Source organism: Pelomonas aquatica, assembly GCF_026712205.1.
Lineage (GTDB): Bacteria > Pseudomonadota > Gammaproteobacteria > Burkholderiales > Burkholderiaceae_C > Pelomonas > Pelomonas aquatica.
Genome location: NZ_JAPPUW010000001.1, coordinates 143,549 through 164,919 on the forward strand (window position 1 = coordinate 143,549; position 21,371 = coordinate 164,919).

The following is a 21,371-nucleotide window of genomic DNA, read 5'->3' on the forward strand; positions in this document are numbered from 1 at the left end:
GGTGTTGATGTCCTGAGACTTCGAGAAGCAGCAAGCGACCACCTGCCGTTTCTAGATTAATTGTTCCACGCGAAGGAAAAGTGAGTCGTTTTTCCACCCGTTTATCGTTAGGCCGTCAATCTCTATCGTTCTGGCCATGGGCGACATCGCCCCCGCTGCCAGCCTGCGCCAGGTGCTGAGCCTGCCCGCCATCGTGCCCGGCCATGCGCCGGATCCCATCCACGACTTCCTGCGCGAGGCGGCCCGCCGTTCGCTCGGCTAGCCAGCCCGAGCGCCTGAGCACGGCGACGTTCATCGTCGTGCGCGTGGCGAAACCCAGGCTTGCGTAGAGCGCGATCGCAGCGGTGTTGGTCGTCCAGGCGTGCAGGAAGGGTTGGGCGTCGCGGCGCTGGATGGCGGCCGTCACGGCGGCCGACAGCCGCCGCGCCAGGCCGCGCCCGCGGAAGTCCGGGTGGGTGCAGACGCCGCTGACCTCGACATGGCCGGGGAAGCGCATGCGCTCGCCGGCCATCGCGGCCAGGCGGCCGCCAATGCGCAGGCCGATGAAGCGGCCCATCGTGTGCGTCCTCGCGAGGAAGGGGCCGGGCTCGGTCAGCGTCGCCAGCGCCAGCATCTCGGCGGCGTCGGCATCGCCGAGCAGCTGCAGGCCGGCTTCGTCGGCCTCGACGGCGCGCGCCGCGACCATCTGCACGGCGGTCGCGGCCTTCACGGCCACCAGGCCCGGCGGCACGACGACGGGCCGCGCCTGCGCCAGGTAGACGACGTCGTCGCCGGGCCGCACGAGCTCGGCCAGCGCGGCCAGGCTGTCCGCGCCGTCGTCGCGCGCGGCGGCAAAGCGGTTGATGTCCGGCTTGAAGCGCCGCGCCAGCGCGCCGCCGTCGGCCCAATGCGGCTGGTCTTGCAGGCTGGACCAGACGGGCTGGTCGAGAGCGTGGCTCATGGCGGTGGATTCCTGATGCGCTGCGCCAGCGGCTGTTCGGCCAGCGCGTCTTCCAGTGCGGCCAGCTGCGCCAGCAGGTCGCCGTGCAGGCCGGCGCAGGCCTCGGCCACGGCGGCCTCGATGACGGGCCAGGCCCTGGCCTTGGAGCGCTGCACGAGGCCGCGGCCCTTGCGGCTCAGCGCGATGCGGCGCACGCGCCGGTCCGCCTCGGCGGCACCGGACTCGACGAGGCCGTCCTCCTCCAGCCCGCGCAGCGAGCGCGTGACGACGGGCTGGCTGACGCCCACCGCCTGGCTCAGCTCGCCGACGCTCAGGGGCCCCAGCCGGTCCAGCGCCGCCAGCAGCGGGAACCAGGCCGCCGGCTGTTCGAAGCCGCGCTCGGCCAGCACCGCCTGCGTCTGCGCCTGCAGCGTCTCGCCGATGCGCTTCAGCCGCGTGCCCAGGCTGAGATGGCCCAGCTCCTTGACGACGTCTTCGATGCCCATATGCATATCATGCTATGCAATAGATCGAAGGCCGTCAACGGCTGCATGGCGGCGGGCTCATACGGGTTTGCAATCAACGTGATAACAAGGCGCGAAGCCGCAGACAGTGCTTTAGCACGGCAAGGCGAAGCAACGCAGTTAGCGCGTTGATTGCGAAGCCGTATCAGATGCCGAACAGCGCCTTGGCGCGCAAGAGCAGGCGGCGCCGGTCGTCGAGGCCGTTGAGGCCGCCGTTGACACGCCGGGTCAGCGTCGTCAGGTCGTCGGCATCGGCCAGGCTGTTGAGGTTCTTTTTCGTCCAGAACCAGCCGGCCACGTCGACGCAGAGCTGGGGGTCGGTCTCGACGAGCTCGGGGTGGGCCAGCAGCTCGGCCTCGCGGCCGATGTCGCGGCCGTAGTCGGCGTAGTTCGCGCGGCCGGTCAGCTGGATCAGGCCGCGGCCCTTGAAGCGCGGGCCGTCGCCGGGCTGGGTGTTGCCCAGATCCAGCCGGCCTTCGTAGGCCTGGCCGCTGGCGATCTCGGCGCGGAAGCGGAACTCGCCCGACTCGTGCCCCACCTGGGCCAGGAAATGCGCCTGGCGCAGCGGCGAGTCGATGCTGCGGTCGGCCATGACCTGCTGCAGGCGCGGCGAGAAGTCTGCCGCGTCGCTGTCCTTGGCATGCAGGAAGAGCAGCTCCAGCCAGGGCGGCAGCAGCGCGTCGGGCAGGGATTCGCACAGGCTCAGCAGCGTCGCGCCGTTGGCGTCGACACGCCCGTCCGGCTCGGCCTGGGCCAGCGCGCTGCGCTGGAAGGCCATGATCGCGGTGAGGGACTTCTGGCCGAAGGCGCCGTCGCAGCTCAGCGGGCCGTCGGGCAGCGTCATGCGACCGGCCGCGCCGCAGAGGTTGAGCAGTTGCTGCACGGTCTCGACGTCGTCGTGCGCATTGCTGCATTGCACGCCGACAGGCCCCGTCGTCAGGCCCTTGCCGCGCGCCGCGGCGGGGGCGGCTGGTGCGGCAACCAGCGCGGCAGCAGGCGCGGGCGCGGCGGCACTGGCCTCGCGGCGCTCGAAATGCGTCAGGTCCTTGAAATTGCCCCAGTTGCCGCCCCAGACGTTGGCCGGATCCAGCCCTTCCCAGTATTGGCCGAGCGGGCGCAGCGTGTCGGCGTCGCTGACGAGCTGGGCGCTGCCATCGCCCGCCTCGCGGAAGAAGTTCAGGTCGATGGCCAGCCGCTTCAGGTGCTGGCTGGACATCGTCGCGCTGCGGCCGTTCTGGATGTGCAGGGCCTGCTGCTCGGGCGTGCGATAGAGCTCGCCGCCCGCGACGCCGAACCCGGCCGCGTCGGCCCGGCGCAGCAGCTCGCCGAGCTGCTGCATGAAGACCGACTGCTCGCGCACGAGGCCGTTCACGGGCGGCCCCCGCGGTCGCGCGACGGATCGGCCCGCAGCGCCTGGGTCTGCGCGCGCATCGCGTCGCCGATCCGGTCGTCCTTGGCCTTGCTGCCGGCGCTGGAGCCGAAGAAATACTGGATGATGGCCGACAGCGACACGCCGAGCAGGAAGCCCAGCACCGTGTCGATGACGCGCGAGCGCGGGTCATTGGCCTCGTAGCGCGGCCCGAACGCGGCCACGAAGATGAAGGCGAAGGTCAGCAGCGTGATGACGCTGGCATAGACGTAGATGAAGCGCCGCACCCAGGGATCCTGGTTGGCCATCGCCGCCTCCTGCATCTGGCGCGCATTGGCGCGGTCAGCGGCGGCGATGCGCTCCAGCTCGATGCGGTCGCCGTCGCCCTGCTGGCGCAGCGCCAGCAGCTTGGACTGGCCGTCGAACTCGAACTGCTTCAGCCGGGCCCACTGGGCGTCGCCGAGCTTGTTCTCGGCGGCATCGTTGATGTCGATGCCGGTCTGGTCGTGGATGAGCTGCGCCATCTCGGCGGCGCCCTGGCCGGGCGGGCCGCGGAACACGCCGCTGAGCAGGTCCAGGCCCTTCTGGGCGAGCCGGGACGCAATCGCCGGCTGCGCCGCAGCGATCAATGGGATCGGCATTCCAGGCTCCCGGTCAGGCGCGACCTGCGGAGCTTAGGCGGGCGGCCCCGGCCGCCACATCCTTCCGACTAACGAAGGTCTAAGGAAGCGTCTTGCAGCTCGGTTTGCAGACCACCTCGTTGCGGCCGAGCAGCCGGATGGACTGCAGGCTGGTCGGGGCGCGGTGCTTGCCGCACTTGAAGCAGGAGCGGGTGTGGCCGCTGCCGAGGAAGGGCGATCCGCCCACCTTGGATGCATAACGCAGGCCATCTTCGCGAACCGCGGTCACGGTGTCTTTGCTCATCTTCGTTCGGGTCGGGACGAAACGAGTATTGACGCACAGGGAAGATGACAGCACCACCTCGCAAGCCCCAGTGTCCGGCCCCGCCGGCCCCAAAACACGGGCTTTCCCTGCCCCGACCTGAGGGGACAGGCTGCGGGGACAATGCCCCCTGCTCCCTCCGACCCCATGGCCAAGCTGTTTTTCCGTTATGCGGCGATGAACGCCGGCAAGTCCACCGCGCTGCTGCAGGTGGCGCACAACTACGAGGAGCGCGGCCACCGCGTGCGCATCTTCACCGCCCGCCTGGACGACCGCTACGGCCGCGGCTACGTCACGTCGCGGCTGGGGCCACAGCGCGAGGCCGAGCAGTTCGACGCCGACACCGACTTCGTCGCGCTGATGGGCGACAACCCCGGCATCGCCTGCATCCTCATCGACGAGGCGCAGTTCCTGTCCAGGCGCCAGGTGCAGCAGCTGCACGAGATGGCGCATCTGCGCAACCTGCCGGCCATCTGCTATGGCCTGCGCACGGACTTCCAGGGTGAACTCTTCCCCGGCTCGGCCGCGCTGCTGGCCCTGGCCGACGAGATGGACGAGATGAAGACCATCTGCGACTGCGGCCGCAAGGCGACGATGAACATGCGCGTCGACGCGAACAACCGCAAGGTCACCGAGGGCGCCCAGGTCGAGATCGGCGGCAATGTGCGCTACCGCTCGGTCTGCGGCCGCTGCTTCCGCCAGGGCTGAACGCAAGGCGGCGCTGCTCGATTCATTGACGGGCCAAGGCCCGCCAATGAATCGACCCCCTTGTATGCTCGGGGGTCAGCCCGCGTACCCGCGGGCCGGGGGCCCGCTATTTAGCGGCAATCTGCGCGTCCAGCTCCTTGCAGGACGGCGAGCAGACCGGCTGGGACTTGCCGAGCAGCTTCTTGGACTTGAGCATCGCGCGCGGGCGGTGCTTGCCGCAGAGGAAGCACGACATCGTCGCTGCGCCGAAAGAGGAGGTCGCCGCGAACGGCGAGCCCGGGGCTTTGGAGCGGTAGCGCAGACCATCCGCTTCGATGGTGGTCTTGGTGGTTTCTTTGGCCACGCTGGTCCTGTCGAAGAGTGTTGTAGGGGGGGCGCCGGGCAGGCGCTCTGGCCCCGTATTTTCCACCATGCGCGAACCACCCGCCCTAGGACTTTCAACAACCCTTAAATCTGGCCGGTCGTTTGCCCGCCCAGGCGGCCTGTCCCTCGGCCAGATCGGCCGAATCGCGCGCCCTCTCGATGTCGGCCTGCAGCCGCGCCGCGTCGAGCCGGCCGGCGGCGATCGCATTGAGGTGCCGCTTCATCGGCAGCAGGGCCAGCGGCGCCATGCCGAGCAGTTCGGCCGTCAGCGCGGCCAGGGCGGCGTCCAGCGTGTCGACGTCGGGCAGCAGCCGGTCCAGATAGCCGCAGGACAGCAGCGCGGGCGCGTCCAGCGTGCGGCCGGCCAGCAGCACCTGCTTGGCCGTCGCCAGGCCCAGACGGTCGACGAAGCGGCGCAGGCCGCCGGCGTAGAAATGCAGGCCGATGCGCGCGGCCGGCACGAACATCTCGACGGCCGGCGCGCCAAGGCGGAAGTCGCAGGCCAGGCCCAGGTCGGACGCACCGCCGTAGACGCCGCCGTGCAGGCGCGCGATGGTGATCGGGCGGGCGGCCTCCAGCGCATCGGCCAGTTCGCCGAAGCGCGCGCCGGCGTCGATGGCGCCGAGCGCCCCAAGGTCGAAGCCGCTGCAGAAATGCCGGCCCTCGCCGGCCAGCACGAGCACGCGCACGGCCGCGGCGGCATTCACGTCGTCGAGCAGCCCGCGCAGCACGCCGAGGTCGCCGACCGCGAGGCGGTTGGCCTGGCGCGGGCGCCGCAGCGTGATGCGGGCCAGGCCGCCGTCGACCTGCAGCAAGGGGGGCTGGCCCCCGCTCATGCGCAAGCTCCGTGCACGGCGTGTCCAGGGGCGGATGCGGTCGGCTTCATCATGGGTTCAGCTGGCCGCATATTGTGGCGACGTAAGCTCGGGCATCCGCGTTGTCACGAAACCGTCATGCAGCACACCCGCCGCCGCCTGCTGGGCCTGACCGTCACCCTTGCCCTGGCCGCCTGCGCCACGACCGCACCACCGCCCCCAGCCCCGGCGCCCGCGCCACAACGCCCCAAGCTGCTGGTGCTGGTGGCCATCGACGGCCTGCCGATGCGCCAGGTCACCGGCTACCGCGACCAGCTGGCCGCCGACGGCTTCGCCCGCTTCCTGGACCACGGCCGCTGGTTCTCCGACGCCCACCACGGCCACGGCCACACGGTGACGGCGGCCGGCCACTCGGTGATGCTGTCCGGCGCCTACCCGCAGCGCAGCGGCATCGTCGGCAACGAATGGCGCGACCCGGCCAGCGGCGAGCTGGTCTACAACACCGGCGACGCCGCCTACACCTACCTCGACAACCCGACGGCGCCGCTGGCGGGCACCAGCCCGCGCAACCTCAAGGTCGAGACCCTGGGCGACGTGCTGCGCAGGCGCTCGCCCGAGTCCAAGGTCATCGGCATCTCCGGCAAGGACCGCGGCGCCATCCTGCCCGCGGGCCACTTGGGGCAGGCCTATATGTACATGGGCGAGACGGGCCAGTTCTCGTCCAGCACCTACTACATGGCCGCGCTGCCGCAGTGGGTCAAGGACTTCAACGCCGCCAGGCCGGCCGACGCCTTCTTCAAGAAGACCTGGGCGCCCTTGCTCCCCGAGGCGGCCTATGCCCGCTCGGTGCCGGACGGCCAGCCCTGGCAGATCGCCAGCGGCAACGGCAACCGTCTGCCCGCCGTCATCGGCGACCAGATGGACGCCCCCGGCCCACGCTTCTACGGCAACCTGCTCGCCTCGCCCTTCGGCGACGAGCTGACGCTGGCCTTCGCCCGCGCCGCGGTCAGGAACGAAAAGCTGGGCCAGCGCGGCGTGCAGGACATCCTGTCGGTCAGCCTGTCCAGCCACGACTACATCAACCACGCCTTCGGCCCCGAGTCGCGCCTGTCGCACGACCACCTGCTGCAGCTGGACCGCCATCTGCAGGCCTTCTTCCGCTTCCTGGACCAGGAAGTCGGCGCCGGCAACTATGTGCTGACGCTGACGGCCGACCACGGCTTCACCGACACGCCGGAATGGGCCGCCACCCAGGGCCGGGATGCCGGCCGCTTCACCAATGGTCCGTCGCTGGCAGCCGTCAACGCAGCGCTGGCCGCGAAGTTCGGCGTCGACAAGCTGGCCTGGAACTTCTCCGCCTCCGGCCTGCTGCTGAACGAGAAGCTGGCCACCGACAGCGGCCTGAAGTTCACCGATGTGGAAGCCGCCGCCCGCGACGAACTGCTGAAGCTGCCCGGCGTGGCCACCGTGTTCACGCGCGAGCAGCTGCTGGGCAACGACAGCACGACGCCCTACCTCGAAGCCATGCGCAAGTCCTACGACCCGACTCGCGCGGCGCAGCTGCAGATCGTGCTGAAGCCGAACTGGATCTTCAGCTACCGCCCGGGCGGCACCACCCACGGCAGCCCGCACCGCCACGACACCCATGTGCCGCTGCTGTTCTGGGGCCCGGCCTATGTCGGCCAGGGCGAGATGAAGACCCGCGTCGAGATCGCCGACCTGGCGCCCACGCTGGCCGGGCTCGCCGGCCTGCCCGCACCGGGCCAGGCCCAGGGCCACGACCTGAAGCTCAAGCCGTAGGAGCGTGGGCGGCAGAGATAGCGGCCCGCGCCGGGGCGAGTTGCGGGGCCAGCCAAGACGCCGGTGAGGCGTTGGATGGATGCCAACAACGAGCCGGCAACGCAGGATGGCCCCGCAAATCGCCCCGGCCCGAAGGGTTGAGCCCGCATGGGGGGCGATTCGGCGTTGCGCCGCTGGCCCGGGCGGCAAGCCCGGGCTGCGCACCGCGCCTTGCCTCGCCCCCCATGCGGGCTCAACGCGGGCCGCTATCTCTGCCGCCCACGCTCCTGGCCAACAAGGCCGCGGCCGGCTCGCCCCAGACGGCCTCGGTCAGCGCCAGCGCGCCGAGCCGTTCGCCCAGCGCCGCGGCCTGCGCCGGGCCGGTGGACGGCAGCATGACGAGCAGGCGCCCATCCTCCAGCCGCATGCAGCCGTCCTCGCCACGGATGCGCGCCAGCAGCGTGGCCGCATCCGCGTCGGCGGCCAGCGTCGCGACGGACAGCGGCCAGGCGCGCGGGTCGGACAGCAGCGCCTGCAGCAGCTCACGGCCGGCCTGCGCCGCCAGCAACTGGCCCGCCGGCGGGCGCGGCCGCTCCAGCGCGCTGATGTCCACGCCGGTCAGCGCCAGGCCGCCATCGGGCAGGCGCTGCTCCACCCACCACAGCCGCCGGCCGTCGCGCCAGACCTGCTCGTAGCCGCGCTGGGCGACACGCCCGCGTGGCTCCGGCAGGTCTGCCGGCCCGGCCCCGGCCTGGCGGGCGGCCTTGACCATCTCGGCCCAGGGCGGCGCGGCGCCGTCGACCAGGCCCCAGGCCTGGCGGTAGGCGGCATTGGCCTGCAGCAGGCGGTCGCCGGCGTCGAACAAGGCCAGCAGCAGCGGGCCGTCGGCCAGCGTCTGCGACCAGAGCTTGTCTTGGTTCACGGCCCGATTCTGGGCCGTTACGTCAGCGGCGACGGATTTCGCCCGAACCGCTGACGCTCTGGCGCAACTGCGGCCGGCCCGCGTAGCTGAGGTCGCCGGAGCCGCTCAGCTGCACGTCCAGTTGCTCGGTGACCCCCAGCTCCACGTCGCCCGAGCCGTTGATGCTGACCTTGGCCGTGCGGCCCGACAGCGAACGGGCGTCGACGTCGCCGGAGCCACTGACGGTCCAGCTCTGCTGGTCGGCGCGGCCGGCCAGGCGCACGTCGCCCGAACCGCTGATGCTGACGCTCAGTTCCCGCAGCTCGACCATGCCCAGGCGCACATCGCCCGAGCCGACCAGGTTCAGGCTGAGGCTGTCGGCCTTGAAGCGCTCGACGCCGAGGTCGCCCGAGCCGTTCACGGCGATGGCCTGCAGCGCCCGCGCGTCGACGCGCACGAGCGGCGCGGAGCGCGTCGTGAAGCCGGCGTCGCGCCGCATGCTGACGACCAGCGCATCCCCCTCGACGACGGTCTCGATCAGCGGCTCGATGTTGTCGTCGGCGACCACGGTGGCCTGGTCGCTGCCGGCCTGGTTCAGCCGCACGTCGATGGGGCCGTCGATGCGCAGCTTCGTGAAGGCGCCCAGCGCCCGCTGCTTCTCGACCCTGACGCCCGAACCGCGCACGCGGTTCCGGCCGCTGCCGTAGTCCATCGGGCCGCTGAAGCTCGCCGTCCAGCCGTCCACCTCCTTCTTGATGCGCAGCCGCCAGTCGTTGTCGCCGGCCAAGGCGGCGCTGGTGGCGAGGGCGGCGGCGAGGGTCAGCAGGGCGAGGCGTTTCATGCGGGCTCCGGGTTCGGCAATGCGGCGGCAGTGTCCCCAGCCGGCCCCCCCGGCCGCCCGCCTCGGGCGACGGAATGCGCCGCGGCCGGGATGGGCCGTAGGATGGCGCGACCAACAGGAGGTCGGCATGCAGCGCGGCAACGAAGCCGGCGATCTGCGGGCCTGCGACACCTTCTCCAGCCAGGCGCTGTAAGCCTCAGCCCGCGCCGTCCTCGGCCGCCTCGCTGCGCCTGCGCATCCAGGCCTTGCGCACGAGGTGGCGGACCAGCAGGCCCGCTCGCATGCGCAGCGCATGCGAGCGCACATAGATGCGCTGCCGCGCCCAGGCCGCGCGCAGGCCTGCCGCACCCGCTGACGGCGCCAGCAGCGCCACCTCGTAGGTGGGCAGCCAGCGGCTCCAGGACCCGGCCGGCCCCGGCGAGGCTTCGAGCTCGTCCACCAGCGCGCCCGGCAGTGGCGTGCCGAAGAGGCGCGCGGCGAGCCGCAGGCCCAGCGCCACCGGCCCCGCCAGGTCGTTGCCAGCAGCCACGGCCTGCAGCCGCTCCCAGAAGCCCGCCGCCTGCGCGAAGCTGCGCAGCATCTGGTCAGCGTCGTGCAGGTCGCGCAGGCCGTTGTGCAGCTCGCCCTCATGCATCAGGTGGGTGAGGCAGTGCACCAGCAGGTCCTCGGGGCAGGGAATGCGCAGCGCGGGCAGGCCCGGCAGCGGCTGCGAGCGCGCGATGATGGCGGCGGGATCGGGGGCGTTGCGGGCGGTCAGCGGCAGGATGTTGTGGTGGACGTCGAGCACCGTGCCGCGCCGCACATGGCTCATCGGCGGCAGCTCGTGCATCCATTCGCGGTAGTAGCGCTGGTCGTAGGGGTCGCTCTTGGCGCCGACCCAGCCGTTCAGCATCAGGCGGCTTTCGACATCGCCGAGAGCTTCCCGGGGCACCAGGATGTCGACGTCGCCGAACAGGCGCCCCCGGCCGATCTCCGGGTAGGCCATGACGTAGGCACTGCCCTTGAGCAGCACGACCGGGATGTCGAGCGCGCCGAGGGCGGCCTGCAGCTGGTGGGCCTCCCAGCGGATCGAGAGGTGCTGCCGCTCACCCATCCGGCGCACGCCCTCGAGGTGCAGCCGGGCCTGCGCGCAGGGCTGCACGCCGGCGGCCTCGAGGCGCTTGTCCAGCGCGCCGAGCAGGTTGGCGTCGCGCGCCGTGGCGACCAGCGTCGACCATTCAGCGACGGAGAGCGCCTGCGCACGCCGGGGCTCGCGCAGCGTCTGCAGCAGGGCGATGCGGGGCGAGTTCATGAGGCGCAGATCCGCCGGATGCCTTCCAGGCCCGCGTCGGTCGACCCATAGACCAGCTCGTGGCAGCTGACGTGGTCGAACATCGCGCAGAGGGCCTCGAAGCCGGGGGCGCCCATGCGCTCGCCGTTGAAGGACTGCTCGGAGATCAGCGTGAAGGCCTCGACACGGCTGAGCCGCTCGATCTGCAGCGAGGCACCGGCCTCGAAGCGCGGAAACACCATCCAGGCGGCTCGCGCCCGCTCGGCGGCCCGGGCCATCGAAGCGGGCGGACAGGCCGCGTGGGTGATCGTCCCCTTGCGCGTGTCGCGGTAGATCGGGCCGAGCTGCGCGCCAGGGAAGGCGGCGACGACGTCGATGGAGTGGTTCTTCAGGCTGATGGGCCGCGGGTGGGGCAGCAGCAGGCCATCGGCCGGGTCCAGCACGGTGAGTTCGTCCGAGAGCAGCCGCCAGCCCTCGATGAAGGCGAGGGAGGCGCACAGCGTGCTCTTGCCGGCGCCGGGAAAGCCGGGCATGACGAGGGCGGCACCGTCGCGCGCCAGCACCGCCCCGTGCATGACGAGCCAGCCCATCGGGCGCTGGGCGACGCACCAGTTCATGCCCCACTCGAACATCGGCGCGGCCTGCGCGGCGGGCAGCGGAAAGAAGGGCTCGGCGCCGTCCAGCAGGAAGCGCGCCTGCGGCCGCCAGACCTTGCGCAATCCACGGCCCGGCAGGACCTGGATGTCGAAGTCGATGAAGACGTCGCCGTCGTCCGGCCGCATGGCCTGCGGATAGAAGGCCTGCACATGCCGGCGCACGGCCGCGAACGACGAGCGGAGCCGGACGTTGAAGGGCGGGACGTGCAGGATGGCGTCGAACACCGTCGCTCAGCAGGAGGGGCCGCGCGCCGCCTGGATCAGGCCCGCTTCCTGCAGCCGTGCGAGCACAGGTTCCAGCCCTTCGACACCTCCGGGGAGGCCGGCCTCCGGCTGCAGGGTCTCGGCCGACAGCACGCCGCTTTCAAGCAGGCGCTGCACCACATGGTGTCCTAGTTCGTCGAGCACCCAGTAGTCGCCCGAGCAGGCATCGAAGGCCAGGCGGTCGCCCGACTCCGGCCAATCCGGCCCGAATTGAAGCAGGCGCCCGGAACGGATGGACCATGCTGCCGGCTCGGCAGCAGACCTATCCGCTATTTCTTGCACAGGTTGTCGACGGGCGCGTTCGTGTCGTACATGTTTTCGATGTACCTGATCACGTCCGAAGCCGTCCAGGGCTGGATGCAGCTCAGGGAGCCGGGGCAATAGGTGCCCTTGCTCCTCAGCTGCCCCCACATGTCGACGACTTGGGCCTTGGTCAGCGGGTATTTGGCCGCGGAGCCCTGGAAGTAGCCCGCATTCAGCCAGGCACAACTCAGGTGCCGCAGCAACTGGCCCAGGCCGCCCGGCCCCCCGAACATGGCGTCATTGGGCGACTTGATGACCCACCAGAGGCTCACATCCCCCTGATATGTGCCGATCGGGGTCCAACCCGTGAAGAGGCTCTGGATGGTCGTTCCCTGGTTGCTGATGTCGGCGAACGAGACCTGGTTCAGGCTCGTCGTACAGGTGACGATCGTGCCGTTGAACTGCGGGAAGACGGCCCCGGCCGTCTGCCAGTTGGGCGAATGCTGGGGCTGGACCCAGTAGCCGGGCGAGAGGCCGCCGGAGCAGGTGGTGCCGGTACCGGGCCGCGGGCTGGTATTGCCGCTCATCATCGCGGACGGGCTCTGGCAGACCCCGCCGCCCAGCGCCGATTTGGCGCTGACGGCCATCAGCACGCCCGCGCCGCCACCGACGGCGCGGAACAGGCGCCGGCGGCCGACGTTCACGGGCGTCGCCGACGAGGTGCTGACCACTTGCGGCGCGCTGGGCTGCACGCCCTGGTCACCTTCGAGCCGATTCTTGATCATGCAATTCCCCTGCGTGCCTACGGTGTGCAAGCCAAACGCTTGCGGTCAAATTATCAGGTGGAGCTGCGCCCGCCGCTCCCCCCCCAATCAGGGTGAGGAGCAATCCGGCGGATGATGAGAGACCTCGTAACGGCCCAGCCGTTGCAGCGATGGCGGCTCCGGCTTGCCGACGCCGAGCCGGATTCGCAGAAGCTCAGGCGCTGCGCCGCGAAAGCCAGCCCAGCGGCGAGTCCTGGGACGCGCGCGGCGCCTGGGATTCGAGGAAGTCGCTTGGCGGCTGGCTGCGGTATTCGCTGACGTCGCCGTCGTCCAGGCAGGCATCGAGGCCGAAGGCGGTGCCGAGGTCGGCCGGATCGGGCTCGCGACGCGCGGCAGCGTCACGGCGGAAAAAACGCAGCGCTGGGACGAATCGCATGGCAAACCTCTTGGGGTGGACTGCCGACAACCGCATCGGCTCCGTGCAGCCAGTGTGGGGGATGTGCATGACAGCGGAACGCCCATCTGTGAGTAAATATTGCCGCTTGTGCAAATACCACACACCCCGCACGGGCCGCCACCCCAATAGGCATCGGGGTTCGTGGCCGATCTGCATCGGCCGGCCGGCGTTGCTCGATTGCAAATCGAAGACATTGCTCCCCAGCTCTGTTGATCCAAATGGCGGTCGATGGGATTAAGCTCCGCGCTCCGTCTGCCCCCGGGCTTTCCCGCATGACATCAGCAGTACTCAAATGGCTCGCCAACGGCGTGATCGGCCTCGTCGTGGCCAGCACGCTCTGGATGGCCGAGGCAATTCCATCCAGCCCGCGCGGCGCCGCATCACTGATGCTGGCCCAGATGGCGGCCTCGGCCGACCATGCCGCCTCGGCGCCGTCCACCATCCCGCATTGATCAACCCAGGGCCTGCCGCGCGCCTTCGGCCAGGGCCAGGCCGATCTGGTCCAGCAGCGCGCCACGCCCCTGCAGCTGCCACTGATGCCAATACAGGGCGACGTCGATGCCGGTCTCCGGCTTCAGCACGACGAGCCGCCCCACCTGCACCCAGGGCCGCACCTGGATCTCGGGCGCCACGCCCACGCCCCAGCCCATGACGGCCGCGTTCACATAGGCCTCGCTGGACGGCACGAAGCGCTCGCGCAGCCGCGGTGAACGCACGCCGAAGGCCTGCGACACCCACTGCGCCTGGCTGTCGTCCTTGCGGTTGAAGACCAGGAAGGGCGTGTCGGCGAAATTGCCCGCATGCAGCCCGTCGGGCAGGCGGGCGGCGCAAAAGTCAGGGCTCGCTACCGCCACGTAGCGCATGACGCCAAGCGCCTGCACGCGGCAGCCCCGCAGCGCCTCGGCCACGGTCGACACGCAACCCAGCACGGCGCCCTGGCGCAGGCTGTCGTGGGTGAAGTCCTGGTCGTCGACGACCAGCTCCAGCCCGTAGCCCTCGCGCAGGCCCCGCTGGACGAGGCCGTCCAGCGCCGGCAGCACCCAGGTCGCGAGGCTGTCGGCATTGACGGCGATGGCCAGGCGCGACTGCGGCGCGACGCGCTCGCCCAGCTCCCGGGCAACGTCCACGCGCAAAGCCTGCAACTGGCGGGCGAAACGCAGCAGCACCTTGCCGGCCTCGGTCAGGCGCAAAGGCCGCGAACGCACCACCAGCGGCTGGCCGACCTGGGTCTCCAACGCCCGCAGTCGCTGCGAGACGGCGCTCTGGGTGATCGCCAGCCGCTGGGCGGCACGCTCGAAACCCTGCTCGTCGGCCAGCGCGGCAAGGCAGTCCAGCGCGGCGGGGTCGAATTCATTCATAAGAACTACTAATGTACTGGGAAGAATATGAATGAAACTTCTTTAACACGGTCCGGCTGAGCAGAATTCGCGGATGCCCGCGCCGCCCGCCACCGCCGTCTTCGCCCAGGGCTGGGCCATGGGCGCCGCCCTCATCCTCGCCATCGGCGCGCAGAACGCGCTGGTGCTGCGCCAGGGCCTGCGTCGCGAGCATGTCGGCGCCGTCATCGCGGTCTGCACGCTGTCGGACTGGCTGCTGATCGCGCTGGGCGTCTTCGGCCTCGGCGCCCTCATCCAGGCCAGCCCTGCGCTGCTCGAAGCCTTCCGCTTCGGCGGCGCCGCCTTCCTGCTCGGTTATGCGCTGCTGGCGGCGCGGCGCGCCTGGCGGCCCGGTGCCGGGCTGCAGGCCGCCGGCAGCGCGTCCAGCCTGGGCGCGACGCTGTCGGCCGCCTTCGCCTTCACCTATCTGAACCCCCACGTCTACCTGGACACCGTCGTGCTGCTCGGCGGCCTGGGCGCACGCCAGCCGGCCGGGCTGCGCGCGGCCTTCGCGGCCGGGGCCGGCCTCGCGTCGGCGATGTGGTTCGGCCTGCTCGGCTTCGGCGCGGCGGCCGCGGCGCCCAGGCTGCAAGGCCCGCGCGCCTGGCGGCTCATCGATGCCCTCGTCGCTTTGCTGATGGGCGCCTTGGGTTTACAACTCCTGCTGCAACCGCTCTAAGAAAACAAGAAGGGCCTCCCATGAAGATCGTCGTTCTCGGCGCCGGCATCATCGGCATCGCCACCGCCTGGTATCTGCTGGACGAAGGCCACGAGGTCGTCGTCGTCGACCGCCAGGCCGATGCCGCGCTGGAGACCAGCTTCGCCAACGGCGCGCAGATCTCGGTCAGCTTCTGCGAGCCCTGGGCCAATGCCGGCGCGCCCTTCAAGGTGGCCAAGTGGCTGCTGCGCGACGACTCGCCGCTGCTGTTCCGCCCGCGCCTGGACCCCAACCAGTGGCGCTGGGGCCTGGCCTTCCTGATGCAGTGCACGACGGCGGCCTTCGAGCGCAACGTCGAGGAACTGGTGCAGCTCGGCCGCTATTCGCACCAGTCGCTGAAGGCCCTGGTCGACCGCACCGGCATCGAGTACGACCGCCTGGAGCGCGGCATCCTGCACTTCTTCTCCAGCCAGGCCGACTTCGACAACGGTGCCGCCGCCGCCGAGATCATGCGCCGCCACGGCGTGGACCGCCGCGTGCTCGGCCGCGACGAGGTGCTCCAGGTCGAGCCGGCGCTGGCCGCCTTCGGCAGCCGCATCTTCGGCGGCACCTTCACGCCCAGCGACGAGAGCGGCGACGCCAAGGTCTTCACGCAGAAGCTGGCGCGCCTGTGCGAGCAGCGCGGCGCGCAGTTCCTCTACGAGCACGACATCCTCGGCCTGCAGCGCGCCGGCGACGCCATCGAGGCCGTGCAGCTCGCGCACACGCGCAGCGGCGAGCGCAAGGCCTTGAAGGCCGACGCCTTCGTCGCCGCGATGGGCTCCTACACGCCCGGGCTGCTGCGCCCGCTCGGCGAGTTCCTGAACATCTACCCGGCCAAGGGCTACTCGGCCACGCTGCGGCTGAAGAAGCCCGAGGCGGCCAGCGTCGTCAGCCTGCTGGACGACACGCGCAAGATCGCGATCTCGCGCCTGGGCGGCCACATCCGCATCGCCGGCACGGCCGAGCTGTCGGGCTTCGACCTCAACCTGAACTCGGCCACGGCCAAGGTGCGCTGCGCGGCGCTGGTGCGGCGCTACGAGGAGCTCTTCCCCGGCGTGGCCGACACCAGCGAGCCCAACTACTGGACCGGCCTGCGCCCCAGCACGCCGACCAACATCCCCTGCATCGGCCGCAGCCGGAAGGCGCGCAACCTGTGGATCAATGCCGGCCACGGCACGCTGGGCTGGACCCACGGCGCCGGCTCGGGCCATGCGCTGGCCGAACTGGTCGCCGGCCGCCGGCCGGACATGGCCTTCGGCTTCTACGGTCTTTGAGGCCCCTCGTCCAAGGCGTACCTTGGCCGGTCCCCCGCGGGGACGGCGATGCTCGCGGCATCGAGCCGCGAGCACATCGCCAGGAGGGCCGGCTTGGGGCGGCCCGGCGCTCGGCCCACTTGTGGATGACTCAGAGCGTCTTCAGCAGCGCCTCGACCTGCTTCTGCTGCGGGAACTTCGGCCCCAGCTTGGCCAGGTCGTCCAGCTCGGTCTTGGCGGCGGCCTTGTCGCCCGACTGCAGCAGGATCTGCGCGAGGTTGAGGCGGTACATCGGCTGGTCGGGCTGGTCGCCGACCAGCTGGCGCTGCACGCTGATGGCCTTGGAGAAGTCCTTGTCGTTGGCCAGCACGGTGGCATAGGTGTCGCGCAGCGCGCCGTCCTCGGGGTTGAGCTTGAGGCCGCGCTCGGCCAGCTCGCGCGCGCCGGGCTTGCCGGCCTTGCTGCGCAGCCAGGCGACGTTGTTGATGAAGACGATGGCGTCGGGGCTGCGCTTGAGCAGGGCCTCGTAGCGCGTCAGCGCCCCGTCCAGGTCGCCGCGCGCCAGCGTCACGTCGGCCGCGGCGACCGCGAAGGCACCGTCCTGCGGATGGGCGGCCTGCCACTGGGTCTCGAAGGCCAGCGCCTCGTCGCGCTTCTTCGCGGCCAGCAGCAGCGCGAACAGGCGCGGCGCGGCATCGTGGGGCTGGCGCAGCAGCGTGGCCTTGCGCAGCGCGGCGATGGCCGCGTCGAAATGCTGGCGGCCGGCCTCGATGTCGGCCTCGGCGATCAGCGCATAGGCTTCCTGCGGGTGCTTCTTCTGGCGCTCGCGCAGCGCGGCCAGCGCCTCGTCGACGCGGCCCTGGCGCGCGGCCAGCTGGATCAGCAGGCGCTGGGCGGCGACGGATGCCGGCTCGGCCTCCAGCGCACGCCTGACCTCGCGCTCGGCGCCGGCGTAGTCCTGCTCGACGACGCGCAGCTGCGCCAGGCCCAGCCAGCCGGTCGCCCGCGACGGCGACAGCGCGGTGAGCTGGGTGTAGGTCTTGCCGGCCTGGCCCTTGTCGCCGGAGGCGAGCTGGGTGCGCGCCAGGCGCTCCAGCAGGTCGGGGTTCTGCGGCAGCGCGGCGGAAGCTTCCTGCGCGGCCTGGGCCGCGCCGGCGGTGTCGCCCAGGCGCAGCTTCTGGTCGATCAGCGCCAGCCGCAGGCCGGGCTCGGTGGGCTCGGCACGCACGGCGGCGGCCAGCACCTCGGTCACGCGCTCGGGCGGCGCCTGGGTCTGCAGCAGCAGCTCGGCCAGCGCCAGGCGGGCCTGCGGCGAATGCTCCTGGCTCGCGATGAAGCCCTCCAGGCGCTTGATGGCGGCCTCGTTGCGGCCCGCCTGCGTGTCGATGGCGACCAGGCCGAGCACGGCCGGCAGATAGCCGGCATCGGCCTTCAGCGCCGCGTCGAAGGCCGCCTGGGCCGCGGCCACGTCCTTGCGGGCCAGCTGGATGCGGCCGCGCAGGCCGTCGGGCACGGGGCTGCCCTTCATCTTGGGCGCGAGCCTGTCGACGGCGGCCAGCGCGGCGGACAGGTCGCCGCGGCGCGCCAGCGCGTTGATCAGCATCAGGTCGTAGCCGCTGCCGTCGACGTCCTTGGCGGCGATGTCGCGCAGCTGGTTCAAGGCCGCGTCGGCCTTGGCGCGCGTGGCGCCACCGCCCGCGGCGCCGTCGCGCGCGATGGCCGTCAGCGCCAGCGCCGCGCTGGTCTTGGGGTCGTCGGGACGCAGCTTGGCGGCGGCGCCGAAGGCCTGGTCGGCACCCTCGAAATTGCCCTGCATCAGCTGGGCCTTGCCGGCCAGCAGCAGGGTCTCGGCGTCGGCCTTGCCGCTGTCCAGCAGCGGGCGCAGCGTCTCCAGCGTCTTGGCCGGCGCGCGGCGCTGCAGCTGCAGGCCGGCGAACTGGCGGCGCAGCGCCAGGTCCTCGGGCGCGAGCTTGATGGCCTGGTTCAGCAGGTTCTCCGCATCGGGCAGTTCGCCGAGCTGCTGGTGGGCGCCCGCCGCCAGCCGCAGCAGCGGCAGGTAGTGGGGCATCAGCTTGAGCAGCGGCAGGGCCAGCTCGCGGGCCTTGGCGGCGTCGCCCTTGGCCAGCGCGAGCTGGGCCTGCAGGAAGCGGCCCTGCGGCTTCTTCGCGAGCGCGGGCGGCATCGCGTCGACCAGCCGGGTCGCCACGTCGAGCTGCTGGCGGCCGAAGGCCATGCGCACGAGCAGGGAGCGGGCGTCGTAGCTGCCCGGCTCCACCGCCAGCACCTGGGTCAGCACCGGCTCGGCGGCGTCGGGCTTGCCGCGCGCCAACAGCACCTCTGCCTTCAGCAGCAGGGCCTTGGCCGCCTTGGGGTTGCGCGCGAGCAGCTCGTCCAGCGCGGCCAGGGCCTCGTCCGGCAGGCTGGCGGCCAGCTTGGTGCGCGCGCCGGTGATGACGGCGCCCTCGGCCTCCGGCGTCAGCTGCAGCGCGCGCGCCGCGGCCACCTTGGCTTCGGGCAGGTTGCCCTGGGCCAGATAGGCCAGGGCCAGCTGCTGCTGCAGCCGGGACATGGCCTGCGGGTCGGCCAGGCTCTGGTCGCCGAACTCGGCGATGAGCTTGTGCGACTGGCCCGAGTTCAGCAGGGTCTCGGCCAGCAGCGGGATCAGCTCGTCGCGCGGCGCGCCCAGCTCCTGCGCGCGGCGCAGCTCGATCTCGGCACCGGCCAGGTCGCCCCCCTCCAGCAGCGCCCTGCCCAGCCATTGCCGGCCCTTCACGCTGTCGGGGTTCTGCTGCAGCAGGTTCTTCAGCTCGATGGCGGCCCCGGCCGTGTCCTTCTGCTCCAGGCGCTTCTGCGCGGCGGCGAGCAGATCCTGCTCGGAGCGTTGGCCGCAGGCAGCCAGGGCGACAACCAGGACGAGGGCAAAGGCGCGCGATTTCATGGGGTCTCCTTGTCGGCGCGGATTGTGTTCCAGGAGGCTGTCGGGCTTGGGACCGGGTGCGCGCCGAGGCGAGTTGCGGGGCAAGACTAGGCGCCGGCGAGGCGTTGGATTCTCCCCAACAACGAGCCGGCAACGACGAATTGCCCCGCAAATCGCCTCGGCCCTTCGGGTTGGGTCTGCCAGGGGGCTGAGGCGTTGTTGCTCCTCCTCGCGGGCGCGAGCCCGCAGCGTCGTCGTCGCCTAGCCTCAGCCCCCTGGCAGACCCAACGCGCACCCGGCCCCAAGCCCGACAGCCTCCTAGAATCCCCGCCCTTTCTCAGGGCTGGCCCCAGGCCGGCCCGCCGACACCCAAGCGCCATGACTGCCCCCATCCCCTTCTGCGCCATCGACTTCGGCACGTCGAACTCGGCGGTCGCCGTGCCCGACGGCGCGGGCGCGATGCGCCTCGTCGAGCTGGAGCCCGGCCAGCGCACGATGCCGACGGCCGTCTTCTACTTCAGCGAAGGCCCGCACGACGCCGACGGCCCGCCGCGCGCCTTCGGCCGCGCCGCCGTGGCCGCCTATGTCGAGGGCCACGACGGCCGGCTGATGCGCTCGATGAAAAGCATCCTCGGCTCCAGCCTGATCGACCAGACCACCGACGTCGGGGGCGGCCGCGGCGCCAGGTATTCGGACATCGTGGCCGGCTATCTGAAGCGGCTGCGCCGCCTGGCCGGCGAGCCGGCGCGCGCCGTGCTGGGCCGGCCGGTGTTCTTCGTCGACGGCGAGCCCGCGCGCGACGCGGCCGCCCAGGCCCAGCTGGAGGCCTGCGCGCGCGCCGTCGGCTTCACCGACGTGCAGTTCCAGTACGAGCCCATCGCGGCGGCCTTCGACTTCGAGCAGCAGGCCATCCGCGAAGGCCGGGGCGAGCAGATCGTGCTGGTGGCCGACATCGGCGGCGGCACCAGCGACTTCTCCATCGTGCGCGTCGGCCCCGAACGCGCGCAGCGCCTGGCGCGCCGCGACGACATCCTGGCCAGCCACGGCGTGCATATCGCCGGCACCGACTTCGACCGCCACATCGAGCTGGCCGGCCTGCTGCAGGCCTTCGGCTACAAGGCCACCGGCCCGAGCGGACGCGAGCTGCCCAGCGGCCTCTACTTCGACCTCGCCACCTGGCATCTCATCAACACCTGCTATGCGCCGCTGCGCGTGGCCGAGTGGCGCGGCATGAAGAGCTGGTTCAGCGACGTGCGCCAGCACGCGCGGCTGATGACGGTGCTGGAGGAGCGCCTGGGCCACGAGCTGGCCGCGCGCGCCGAGGGTGCCAAGATCGCCGTCTCCGGCGGCGCCGACACGACGGTGGACCTGAGCCACGTCGAAGCCGGCCTCGTGCTGCCGCTCAGCGAGAGGACCGCCGTCGACGCGCTGCGCGCCGACCTCGACCGCATCATCTCGACGGCCCACGAGACCGTGGCGCTCGCGGGCCTTGCGCCTCGGCAGATCAACGCCCTCTACTTCACCGGCGGCTCGACCGGCCTGCGCCTGCTGGTGGACGGCATGGCCGCCGGCTTCCCGCGCGCGCTGCGCGTCACCGGCGACCGCTTTGCCTCGGTCGCGACCGGCCTGGGCCTGCACGCCCAGCGCCTGTTTGCAAAGGCTTGAGCGGGCGGGACACATCGGCCAGCATCAGCACCGCGCTGACCAGGCCCTCGACAGCCTCCTCCAGGTCGCCCGGCGGCTCCAGCGACTCGATCTCCTCCAGCAGCGCGTCGGCGTCCTCGAGGTCGTCCGGGTCCAGGTGCAGGTAGATCGCGGCCAAAGGCTCCAGCAGCAGCTCCTCGGGCAGGCGCATCAGCGCCGGGTGGGCGTCCAGCGCGTGCGCGAAGCCGGCCACCCAGGGCAGCACAGTCTCGCTGGGGTCGGCAGCGTCGTCCAGCTCGAAGATCCAGGGGTCGAACCACTGCCGGCCGGCGATGGCGACGTTCAATTCCTTGTGACGGCGGCGCAGCAGGCCGACCAGCTCATCATCGACGCGCGCCGGCGTCGGCCGCCCCTCGCTGTCGAGGATGGGCGGCAGCCAGGCCGCCAGCGGCACCGCCTCGGGCTGCAGCAGCACGCCGCACAGATAGCCGTCCAGCATGCTCGCGTCCAGCGGCTCCAGCGGCGCCGGCAGTGCGTCCAGCAGGGCCTGCAGCCGCTCCAGGTCGGCTTCGGACAGGGCTTCGGGGGCGCGGTGCGGGGGGGCGGACATGGCCGCATTATCGGCAGCGGCGCCGTGAATATTCCCTGCCCGGCGGCGGGGGCGCG

General features: G+C 71.5%; 23 protein-coding genes. 6 read left to right on the plus strand and 17 right to left on the minus strand.

What is annotated here, in order from left to right; all coding sequences use genetic code 11:
- Positions 1-115 precede the first annotated feature (115 nt).
- The 5 genes from NYP07_RS00710 to NYP07_RS00730 form a co-directional block, all read right to left on the minus strand.
- Positions 116-940 carry a GNAT family N-acetyltransferase gene (locus tag NYP07_RS00710; protein WP_268146314.1) on the minus strand — a complete coding sequence of 275 codons (825 nt, stop codon included), beginning with the start codon at positions 938-940 and terminating at the stop codon, positions 116-118.
- Positions 937-1,425 carry a MarR family winged helix-turn-helix transcriptional regulator gene (locus NYP07_RS00715; protein WP_268146316.1) on the minus strand — a complete coding sequence of 163 codons (489 nt, stop codon included), beginning with the start codon at positions 1,423-1,425 and terminating at the stop codon, positions 937-939. The genes NYP07_RS00710 and NYP07_RS00715 overlap by 4 nt, the downstream gene beginning before the upstream one ends.
- 163 nt (positions 1,426-1,588) lie before the next feature.
- Positions 1,589-2,815 carry a glycoside hydrolase family 19 protein gene (locus NYP07_RS00720; RefSeq protein ID WP_268146318.1) on the minus strand — a complete coding sequence of 409 codons (1,227 nt, stop codon included), beginning with the start codon at positions 2,813-2,815 and terminating at the stop codon, positions 1,589-1,591.
- Complete coding sequence (locus NYP07_RS00725) at positions 2,812-3,453, minus strand: hypothetical protein (protein WP_268146320.1); 642 nt, start codon at positions 3,451-3,453, stop codon at positions 2,812-2,814. Before NYP07_RS00725 ends, NYP07_RS00720 begins: the two co-directional genes overlap by 4 nt.
- Before the next feature lie 79 nt (positions 3,454-3,532).
- Positions 3,533-3,736, minus strand: coding sequence for a hypothetical protein (locus NYP07_RS00730; RefSeq protein WP_268146322.1), 204 nt, complete (start codon positions 3,734-3,736; stop codon positions 3,533-3,535).
- Between the two features lie 165 nt (positions 3,737-3,901).
- Here NYP07_RS00730 and NYP07_RS00735 point away from each other — a divergent pair, with 165 nt between their 5' ends.
- Positions 3,902-4,462, plus strand: a complete 561-nt coding sequence (locus NYP07_RS00735) for a thymidine kinase (protein WP_268146324.1) — start codon at positions 3,902-3,904, stop codon at positions 4,460-4,462.
- 106 nt (positions 4,463-4,568) lie between these two features.
- Here NYP07_RS00735 and NYP07_RS00740 read toward each other — a convergent pair whose 3' ends face one another.
- Together NYP07_RS00740 and NYP07_RS00745 are read right to left on the minus strand one after the other, a co-directional pair.
- Entirely contained in the window at positions 4,569-4,805 is a 237-nt protein-coding gene (locus NYP07_RS00740; RefSeq protein ID WP_056266878.1) for a hypothetical protein, read from the minus strand.
- A gap of 94 nt (positions 4,806-4,899) precedes the next feature.
- Entirely contained in the window at positions 4,900-5,661 is a 762-nt protein-coding gene (locus NYP07_RS00745) for an enoyl-CoA hydratase/isomerase family protein (RefSeq protein WP_268146328.1), read from the minus strand.
- A 117-nt stretch (positions 5,662-5,778) separates the two neighbouring features.
- Here NYP07_RS00745 and NYP07_RS00750 point away from each other — a divergent pair, with 117 nt between their 5' ends.
- Positions 5,779-7,440, plus strand: a complete 1,662-nt coding sequence (locus NYP07_RS00750) for an alkaline phosphatase family protein (protein WP_268146329.1) — start codon at positions 5,779-5,781, stop codon at positions 7,438-7,440.
- Between the two features lie 232 nt (positions 7,441-7,672).
- On the opposite strand, the gene NYP07_RS00755 is transcribed toward NYP07_RS00750, so the two are convergent.
- From NYP07_RS00755 to NYP07_RS00785, 7 genes are all read right to left on the minus strand, one after another.
- Positions 7,673-8,341, minus strand: coding sequence for a hypothetical protein (locus NYP07_RS00755; RefSeq protein WP_268146331.1), 669 nt, complete (start codon positions 8,339-8,341; stop codon positions 7,673-7,675).
- A gap of 22 nt (positions 8,342-8,363) precedes the next feature.
- Complete coding sequence (locus NYP07_RS00760; RefSeq protein WP_268146333.1) at positions 8,364-9,161, minus strand: head GIN domain-containing protein; 798 nt, start codon at positions 9,159-9,161, stop codon at positions 8,364-8,366.
- Between the two features lie 196 nt (positions 9,162-9,357).
- On the minus strand, positions 9,358-10,452 hold the full coding sequence (locus NYP07_RS00765) for a nucleotidyltransferase domain-containing protein (protein ID WP_268146335.1): 1,095 nt from the start codon (positions 10,450-10,452) through the stop codon (positions 9,358-9,360).
- Complete coding sequence (locus tag NYP07_RS00770) at positions 10,449-11,312, minus strand: HprK-related kinase A (RefSeq protein ID WP_268146338.1); 864 nt, start codon at positions 11,310-11,312, stop codon at positions 10,449-10,451. Before NYP07_RS00770 ends, NYP07_RS00765 begins: the two co-directional genes overlap by 4 nt.
- A gap of 6 nt (positions 11,313-11,318) precedes the next feature.
- Entirely contained in the window at positions 11,319-11,633 is a 315-nt protein-coding gene (locus NYP07_RS00775) for a hypothetical protein (RefSeq protein WP_268146339.1), read from the minus strand.
- Positions 11,621-12,379: a hypothetical protein gene (locus NYP07_RS00780; RefSeq protein ID WP_268146341.1), complete on the minus strand. Its 759-nt coding sequence runs from the start codon at positions 12,377-12,379 to the stop codon at positions 11,621-11,623. Before NYP07_RS00780 ends, NYP07_RS00775 begins: the two co-directional genes overlap by 13 nt.
- Before the next feature lie 193 nt (positions 12,380-12,572).
- Complete coding sequence (locus tag NYP07_RS00785; RefSeq protein WP_268146343.1) at positions 12,573-12,794, minus strand: hypothetical protein; 222 nt, start codon at positions 12,792-12,794, stop codon at positions 12,573-12,575.
- Between the two features lie 293 nt (positions 12,795-13,087).
- On the opposite strand from NYP07_RS00785, the gene NYP07_RS00790 reads away from it, so the two are divergent.
- Positions 13,088-13,267, plus strand: coding sequence for a hypothetical protein (locus NYP07_RS00790; protein ID WP_268146345.1), 180 nt, complete (start codon positions 13,088-13,090; stop codon positions 13,265-13,267).
- On the opposite strand, the gene NYP07_RS00795 is transcribed toward NYP07_RS00790, so the two are convergent.
- Complete coding sequence (locus NYP07_RS00795) at positions 13,268-14,173, minus strand: LysR family transcriptional regulator ArgP (protein ID WP_268146347.1); 906 nt, start codon at positions 14,171-14,173, stop codon at positions 13,268-13,270. It abuts the gene before it with no gap.
- A 73-nt stretch (positions 14,174-14,246) separates the two neighbouring features.
- Between NYP07_RS00795 and NYP07_RS00800 the strand changes: the two genes are divergently transcribed.
- Both NYP07_RS00800 and NYP07_RS00805 read left to right on the plus strand, forming a co-directional pair.
- Entirely contained in the window at positions 14,247-14,870 is a 624-nt protein-coding gene (locus tag NYP07_RS00800) for a LysE/ArgO family amino acid transporter (protein ID WP_268146349.1), read from the plus strand.
- Positions 14,871-14,890: 20 nt separating this feature from the next.
- On the plus strand, positions 14,891-16,165 hold the full coding sequence (locus tag NYP07_RS00805; RefSeq protein ID WP_268146351.1) for a D-amino acid dehydrogenase: 1,275 nt from the start codon (positions 14,891-14,893) through the stop codon (positions 16,163-16,165).
- A 130-nt stretch (positions 16,166-16,295) separates the two neighbouring features.
- Here the strand turns inward: NYP07_RS00805 and prsT are convergent, their stop codons facing one another.
- Positions 16,296-19,082, minus strand: a complete 2,787-nt coding sequence (gene prsT / locus NYP07_RS00810) for an XrtA/PEP-CTERM system TPR-repeat protein PrsT (RefSeq protein WP_268146353.1) — start codon at positions 19,080-19,082, stop codon at positions 16,296-16,298.
- 357 nt (positions 19,083-19,439) lie between these two features.
- On the opposite strand from prsT, the gene NYP07_RS00815 reads away from it, so the two are divergent.
- A complete protein-coding gene (locus tag NYP07_RS00815) occupies positions 19,440-20,726 on the plus strand; it encodes an Hsp70 family protein (protein ID WP_276596800.1) in 1,287 nt (428 codons plus the stop codon).
- Here the strand turns inward: NYP07_RS00815 and NYP07_RS00820 are convergent.
- The gene (locus tag NYP07_RS00820; protein WP_268146356.1) at positions 20,653-21,315 is read right to left on the minus strand and encodes a YecA/YgfB family protein; all 663 of its coding nucleotides are present in this window, start codon (positions 21,313-21,315) and stop codon (positions 20,653-20,655) included. The genes NYP07_RS00815 and NYP07_RS00820 overlap by 74 nt on opposite strands.
- Positions 21,316-21,371 lie beyond the last annotated feature (56 nt).

What these genes read in the sequence shown, in the direction of transcription:
- NYP07_RS00710 (WP_268146314.1), bottom strand. Translation starts at nt 940, where the DNA reads ATGAGCCACGCTCTCGACCAGCCCGTCTGGTCCAGCCTGCAAGACCAG.
- NYP07_RS00715 (WP_268146316.1), bottom strand. Translation starts at nt 1,425, where the DNA reads ATGGGCATCGAAGACGTCGTCAAGGAGCTGGGCCATCTCAGCCTGGGC.
- NYP07_RS00725 (WP_268146320.1), bottom strand. Translation starts at nt 3,453, where the DNA reads ATGCCGATCCCATTGATCGCTGCGGCGCAGCCGGCGATTGCGTCCCGG.
- NYP07_RS00730 (WP_268146322.1), bottom strand. Translation starts at nt 3,736, where the DNA reads ATGAGCAAAGACACCGTGACCGCGGTTCGCGAAGATGGCCTGCGTTAT.
- NYP07_RS00735 (WP_268146324.1), top strand. Translation starts at nt 3,902, where the DNA reads ATGGCCAAGCTGTTTTTCCGTTATGCGGCGATGAACGCCGGCAAGTCC.
- NYP07_RS00745 (WP_268146328.1), bottom strand. Translation starts at nt 5,661, where the DNA reads ATGAGCGGGGGCCAGCCCCCCTTGCTGCAGGTCGACGGCGGCCTGGCC.
- NYP07_RS00750 (WP_268146329.1), top strand. Translation starts at nt 5,779, where the DNA reads ATGCAGCACACCCGCCGCCGCCTGCTGGGCCTGACCGTCACCCTTGCC.
- NYP07_RS00760 (WP_268146333.1), bottom strand. Translation starts at nt 9,161, where the DNA reads ATGAAACGCCTCGCCCTGCTGACCCTCGCCGCCGCCCTCGCCACCAGC.
- NYP07_RS00765 (WP_268146335.1), bottom strand. Translation starts at nt 10,452, where the DNA reads ATGAACTCGCCCCGCATCGCCCTGCTGCAGACGCTGCGCGAGCCCCGG.
- NYP07_RS00780 (WP_268146341.1), bottom strand. Translation starts at nt 12,379, where the DNA reads ATGATCAAGAATCGGCTCGAAGGTGACCAGGGCGTGCAGCCCAGCGCG.
- NYP07_RS00785 (WP_268146343.1), bottom strand. Translation starts at nt 12,794, where the DNA reads ATGCGATTCGTCCCAGCGCTGCGTTTTTTCCGCCGTGACGCTGCCGCG.
- NYP07_RS00790 (WP_268146345.1), top strand. Translation starts at nt 13,088, where the DNA reads ATGACATCAGCAGTACTCAAATGGCTCGCCAACGGCGTGATCGGCCTC.
- NYP07_RS00795 (WP_268146347.1), bottom strand. Translation starts at nt 14,173, where the DNA reads ATGAATGAATTCGACCCCGCCGCGCTGGACTGCCTTGCCGCGCTGGCC.
- NYP07_RS00800 (WP_268146349.1), top strand. Translation starts at nt 14,247, where the DNA reads ATGCCCGCGCCGCCCGCCACCGCCGTCTTCGCCCAGGGCTGGGCCATG.
- NYP07_RS00805 (WP_268146351.1), top strand. Translation starts at nt 14,891, where the DNA reads ATGAAGATCGTCGTTCTCGGCGCCGGCATCATCGGCATCGCCACCGCC.
- prsT (WP_268146353.1), bottom strand. Translation starts at nt 19,082, where the DNA reads ATGAAATCGCGCGCCTTTGCCCTCGTCCTGGTTGTCGCCCTGGCTGCC.
- NYP07_RS00815 (WP_276596800.1), top strand. Translation starts at nt 19,440, where the DNA reads ATGACTGCCCCCATCCCCTTCTGCGCCATCGACTTCGGCACGTCGAAC.
- NYP07_RS00820 (WP_268146356.1), bottom strand. Translation starts at nt 21,315, where the DNA reads ATGTCCGCCCCCCCGCACCGCGCCCCCGAAGCCCTGTCCGAAGCCGAC.